4 protein-coding genes are annotated in these 3,966 nt (G+C 78.5%); 3 read left to right on the top strand and 1 reads right to left on the bottom strand.

The annotated features are described in order from the left end of the window. Positions 1-298: 298 nt before the first annotated feature. The 3 genes from DEF28_RS25840 to dprA are packed head-to-tail and all read left to right on the top strand — an operon-like array spanning position 299 to position 3,429. Positions 299-670 (top strand): YraN family protein, encoded by a 372-nt coding sequence (locus DEF28_RS25840; protein WP_181874461.1) that lies wholly within the window; start codon positions 299-301, stop codon positions 668-670. Continuing rightward, positions 671-2,209, top strand: coding sequence for a YifB family Mg chelatase-like AAA ATPase (locus DEF28_RS25835; RefSeq protein WP_114400805.1), 1,539 nt, complete (start codon positions 671-673; stop codon positions 2,207-2,209). It abuts the gene before it with no gap. Beyond that, positions 2,206-3,429, top strand: coding sequence for a DNA-processing protein DprA (gene dprA / locus DEF28_RS25830; RefSeq protein WP_114400804.1), 1,224 nt, complete (start codon positions 2,206-2,208; stop codon positions 3,427-3,429). Before DEF28_RS25835 ends, dprA begins: the two co-directional genes overlap by 4 nt. Positions 3,430-3,575: 146 nt before the next feature. On the opposite strand, the gene DEF28_RS27750 is transcribed toward dprA, so the two are convergent. Beyond that, the coding region (locus DEF28_RS27750; RefSeq protein ID WP_199493549.1) for a hypothetical protein at positions 3,576-3,966 on the bottom strand (391 nt) is incomplete at its 5' end.

Genomic DNA, 3,966 nt, shown 5'->3' with positions numbered 1-3,966 from the left:
GCTGCGCCCGCCACCCCGCCGCTCGCATCCGGCCCTGGGAAGCCGTGCGATCGACGGCGGAGGCCGCCCGAGCGACAGCCGGGCCCGCGCGTTCGGACGCGACCGCCGACCGCCGGCCGGCCACCGGGCCCTCGGCGCTCATCCCCCGGCCGCGCTCCGGCCGGGGAGCGGCGCCACCGCCCGGACACGGTGCGGCGGCACGCTCCGCGACGCGCGAATGGGGTTGTCCACAGGCGGGCGGCGGCTGTGGCGGCGAGGTGCCCGCCTTGCGCACCGTGGGAGGTGGGAGGTGGTCCTGATGACACATCGGGTTCCGCGGCGGAGTGAGGTGCTGGGGCGCCGGGGCGAGGAGCTCGCCGCCGTGTACCTGGAGCGGGCCGGGATGCGCGTGCTCGCGCGCAACTGGCGGTGCCGGGAGGGGGAGATCGACATCGTGGCGCGGACCGGTGCCACGTTGGTGGCGGCCGAGGTCAAGACCAGGTCCAGCGCCAGGTTCGGCAGCCCGCTGGAGGCCGTCACGGCGGCCAAGCGGGCCCGGCTGCGTCGGCTCGCGCACATGTGGGCCGCCGGGCGGCCCGAGTCCTACGCCCGCGTCCGGGTCGACGTCCTGTCGGTGCTGCCCGGCCCGGGCGGGCGCTGGTACCTGCGGCACCACCGGGGGGTGGCGTAGATGGGCCTGGCCCGCACCAGGTCGGTCGCGCTGCTCGGCGTCGAGGGGCACGACATCGAGATCGAGGCGCACCTGGGCGACGGTCCCGCCGGCCTGACCCTCGTCGGACTGCCCGACACCGCGCTGCGCGAGGCGCGCGACCGGATCCGGGCCGCCATCGTCAACAGCGGCGAGCACTGGCCCGAGGAGCACATCACCGTGAGCCTGTCGCCCGCCAGCCTCCCCAAGCGGGGCAGCGGGTTCGACCTCGGGATCGCCACCGCCGTGCTGGGGGCCAGCGGCGCGCTGCCGGTCGAGGCCGTCTACGACTCCGTGCTGCTCGCCGAACTCGGGCTCGACGGCCGCACCCGGCCCGTCCGCGGCGTGCTCCCCGCCGTGCTCGCCGGGGTGCGCACCGGCCGCTCCCGGTTCGTGGTGGCGCGGGCGAACGCCGCCGAGGCCATGCTCGTCCCCGGCGTCGACGTCCTCGCGGTCGGCTCGCTCGGCGAGTTCCTCGCCCGCCTGCGGGGTGATCCCGACCCCGTGCTCGGCGCCGAGGACGATCCGGACGCCGAACTCGGCACCGGGCCGGAGCGCGCACCGGGCCGCCGCCCCGACCTCGCCGACGTCCTCGGGCAGCCGGTCGCCCGGCGCGCGGTCGAGATCGCCGCGGCCGGCGGGCACAACCTGTTCCTGGTCGGTCCGCCGGGCACCGGCAAGAGCCTGCTCGCGGAGCGGCTGCCCACCGTGCTCCCGCCGCTCACCATGTCCGAGTCCATCGAGGCCAGCGCCATCCACTCGGTGGCCGGCACCCTGCCCCGGGGCGAGCCGCTCATCACCGATCCGCCGTTCTGCGATCCGCACCACACCGCCACCCGGGCCGCCGTCATCGGAGGCGGCAGCGGCCACCTGCGGCCGGGCTCGGTCTCCCTCGCCCATCGCGGAGTGCTCTTCCTGGACGAGGCCCCGGAGTTCTCCCGGGGCGTGCTCGACTCCCTGCGCCAGCCGCTGGAGTCCGGCGAGGTGGTGGTGGCGCGCGCCGCCGCCACCGCCCGCTTCCCAGCGCGGTTCCAGCTGGTGCTGGCGGCCAACCCCTGCCCCTGCGGCAAGCCCGGCCGCGGCTGCGTCTGCCCGTCCCTGGTGCGCCGCCGCTACCTGACCCGGCTCTCCGGTCCGCTGCTGGACCGGGTGGACCTGAAGGTGGAGCTGCAGCCGGTGGCGCGGGCCGAGCTCCTCGCCGACCAGGCGTTCGCCGAATCGTCGGAGACCGTGGCCGCACGGGTCCGCGACGCCCGCGGACGGGCGGCGCGGCGGCTGGCCGGCACGCCGTGGAGCACCAACGCCCAGGTACCCGGGGCGGAGCTGCGCCGGCGCTTCCCGGTCCCCGGCGACGCGGTACGGGTCCTGGCGGCCGCGCTGGACCGCGGCGAGATCAGCGCGCGCGGCGTCGACCGGGTGCTCCGGACCGCCTGGACGCTCGCCGACCTCGCCGGGCGGGCCGTGCCCACCGCCGACGACACCGGATACGCCTACGCACTGTGGATGGGAGCCGCGTCATGACCGCCCCCGCCGACGAGCCGGAGGCCCCGGAGGAGCCCGTCGAGGCGGGCGCCGCCGCCGACGACGCACTCGCCCGGGCCTGCCTGACCGCCGTCGCCGCCCCGGGCGACCCCCTGCTGGGCCGGCTGCTCGACCGGCTCGGCGCGGCCCGGGTGTGGTCGGCGCTGCGCGGGACGGCACCACTTCCCGTCGAGCCAGCCGAAACCGGCGGCGCCGAGCCCCGGATCCGGCGCTGGCGGGACCGCGCGCGGCGCGTCGACCCCGACACCCTGCTGGCCGGCGGGGACGACCTCGGCGCGCGGCTGGTGGTGCCCGGCGACCCCGAGTGGCCCGGGCAGCTCGACGCCCTCGGGGAGCGCCGCCCCTACGCGCTGTGGGTGCGCGGCGCGCACGACCTCCGCAACGCCTGCCTGCGGTCGGTGGCGGTCGTGGGGGCGCGCGCCGCCTCGCCGTACGGGGTGCACGTCGCCGGTGAGCTCGCGTACGCGCTGGCGGAGCGGTCGTGGGCCACTGTCTCGGGCGGCGCCTACGGCATCGACGGTGCCGCGCACCGCGGCGCGCTGGCCGGCGGCGCCGCGACCGTGGTGGTTCTCGCCTGCGGCCTCGATATCGGCTACCCGCGCGGCCACGAGAGCCTGTTCGCCGAGGTCGCGGCGCGCGGGACCCTGGTCAGCGAGCACCCACCGGGTACCGCGCCGACCCGCCCGGGCTTCCTGGTCCGCAACCGGCTGATCGCGGCGCTCACCCCCGGCACGGTGGTGGTCGAGGCCGGGGCCCGCAGCGGCGCCATCAACACCGCCGCCCACGCACGCGACCTCTGCCGGGCGCTCATGGCGGTACCCGGCCCGGTGACGTCGGCGTCGTCGGTGGGCTGCCACCGGCTGCTGCGGGATTGGCAGGCCGTCTGCGTGACCGACGCCGCCGACGTCATCGAGCACGTCGGACCCATCGGCGAGGACCTGCGTCCGGAATCCGGGCCGGTGGTGCCCCGGGACCACCTCGACCCGGTCGAGGCACGGGTGCTCGCGGCCGTCCCCGAGCGGCCCGGCGCGGCCGGCACCGCCGCCGTCGCACTCGCCGCCGGACTCGATCTGGACGGGGCGCTGCGCCGTCTCGGCCTGCTGGCCGCCGGCGGCTTCGTCGAACGCGCGCCCGGCGGCTGGCGGACCAGAACCCACCCCGCGAGCCCGGCACGTGCCCGCGCCCGCGCCCGCAGCTGATCCAACGCGCGCCCTCCCCGGCCCGGGCCCCGCAACCACTCGCGAGTGTCCCCGTGCGCGGGCGCCGTAGGCCACGGGCGCATCGGTGCCGCCAGGCGTGCCGCGCCGGCGGACGGCCTCCGGTCGCCGCCTCCGGCGCGCACGGCCTACGGGGTGTCGGTGCCCAGCGCCGGCTGGTCGCGGCGGGTGTCCACCTCACCGTCGGGGTGGGACGGGACGGCGTTGGCCATCCGGGTCGGCCACCAGGCGGTGTCCGTGTCGGGGTCGCCGGCCGCGGCGGCGGCCTGGACCGCGGGGGCGTCCACCGGGGCGTCGGCGGCCGGGTTGGTCGCGCCGATCCGGTCGGGGAGGTGGGCGAGGCGGTCGCGGAGGGCGGGCGGCTCGGCCGACGGGAGGTCGGAGGAGGTTCCGAGCGTCCCCAGTTCCTCGTTCCGGCGGGCCACGCGGCGGGCGTGGAGCTCGTCGGGGGCGGGCGGGCCCGCGTCCCGGCGGGTGCGGTCGCCGGTGCCTGCGTCCGGCTGCTGGTCAGCCATGGCG

Source organism: Marinitenerispora sediminis (assembly GCF_003336425.1).
In the GTDB taxonomy this organism is placed as follows: Bacteria; Actinomycetota; Actinomycetes; order Streptosporangiales; family Streptosporangiaceae; genus Marinitenerispora; species Marinitenerispora sediminis.
This window is presented reverse-complemented; position numbering and strand designations above follow the sequence as displayed.

Coding starts and splice junctions, on each gene's coding strand:
- DEF28_RS25840 (WP_181874461.1), top strand. CDS start 299: ATGACACATCGGGTTCCGCGGCGGAGTGAGGTGCTGGGGCGCCGGGGC.
- DEF28_RS25835 (WP_114400805.1), top strand. CDS start 671: ATGGGCCTGGCCCGCACCAGGTCGGTCGCGCTGCTCGGCGTCGAGGGG.
- dprA (WP_114400804.1), top strand. CDS start 2,206: ATGACCGCCCCCGCCGACGAGCCGGAGGCCCCGGAGGAGCCCGTCGAG.